The organism is Cupriavidus sp. CuC1, assembly GCF_044627735.1.
Taxonomy (GTDB): Bacteria; Pseudomonadota; Gammaproteobacteria; order Burkholderiales; family Burkholderiaceae; genus Cupriavidus; species Cupriavidus ulmosensis.
Genome location: NZ_JBIUHC010000377.1, coordinates 1 through 1,205, shown reverse-complemented (window position 1 = coordinate 1,205; position 1,205 = coordinate 1). Strand labels below are relative to the sequence as shown.

Sequence of the window (1,205 nt, the reverse complement as noted above, 5' to 3'; positions counted from 1 at the left end):
CCATCCATCATGCGGGCATGCTGCAAGGCGCGCTCATCGATGGCATAGCAGAAGCGCTCGCTCTTCAGATCGACCTGAATGATACGAGCCAGATGGGCCTCGCAAACCGCATGGTAGAACCGTGCACGGGCACCGCCATCGGAGAGCTTTTTGCCACGACTGCGACGACCGGCATCTTGCGCATCAAGCTTGCCCACCCACTGCGCGGCAAGCTGCTCGAGCTGCGCAATCTGCGTATCGCGTTTCGTGCCTTTCTCCTGCGCAACCACGGGATCGTGCGCCACGATCAGGCGTAAGCCGTTCCACGGCACTTCGCCCAGGACTTCTTCACTGGCCGGTAGGCATTGCTGCGTGTGGAAGATCTCCAATGACTCGACCACATCGCTGTAGCGACGGCCCGGCACCGCCAGGATAAATTCCAGCGGCGCACCGTCTGGCAAGGTCATCGCCTGCAGTTCTGCCAGGTTGTCGATTGAGAGCAGTCCCCGATCGGCGACGACGATGACGCGTCTGACAGGGAACCGGCTCAGTACCTTCTCAATGGTTGGCTTCAGGGTCGTGACTTCTGCGGTATTGCCGTCAAACACCTCGTGATAGAGCGGCAACCCTTCCGCCGTCTGCACGACCCCCAACATGAATTGCCGGGCAATGATGCCTTCCTTGGCCATGCCGTACTGGCGGACATCGTCTTGTTGCTGCGACAGACCCTCGGCACGAATGGTCGTCATGTCGTAGAACACTACCGACAAGGTTTGATCGACCAGCGGACGCAACAGCCCCGCCAGCACCGCGTCGACTTCTGCCTGATGAGCGACCAGTGCGTCCATTGCGCGTAGCAGATGTTGGTGGTCGACTGCTTCGATGGACAGCCCTGGCAGGCCGACCGTCTCCAGCCAGCGCAGCACGCCCAGTTTAGATTCCGGGTCACACAGTCGATTGAAGACCATGATGCGCACGAGCGCTTCGACATCGATGGCATGGCGGGTGCGTCGGAACACGCGGCGCATGCCGTCGAAACCAAGCTCTTGCCACAGTTCGGAGAGCGCCCACACATCGCCGAGCGCACGGGCCGATTCGAACGTCACCGCAGGTTCGGCAGCAGCCTCAAGTGCCGGACGGCCGGTGACGCGCAACAGCCCATTGATCACGCCTTCCATGCTGTCGCCGAGTTGATCAAGACGGCCCAGGGTGGCAACGGTGCGCTG

The 1,205-nt window shown here is 61.3% G+C and carries 1 protein-coding gene; it reads right to left on the bottom strand.

All coding sequences use genetic code 11. From position 1 onward, the window contains the following. Positions 1-1,205, bottom strand: a 1,205-nt coding sequence (locus tag ACGLHR_RS51730) for an IS1634 family transposase (RefSeq protein ID WP_400103895.1), incomplete at both ends; no start/stop codon positions are given.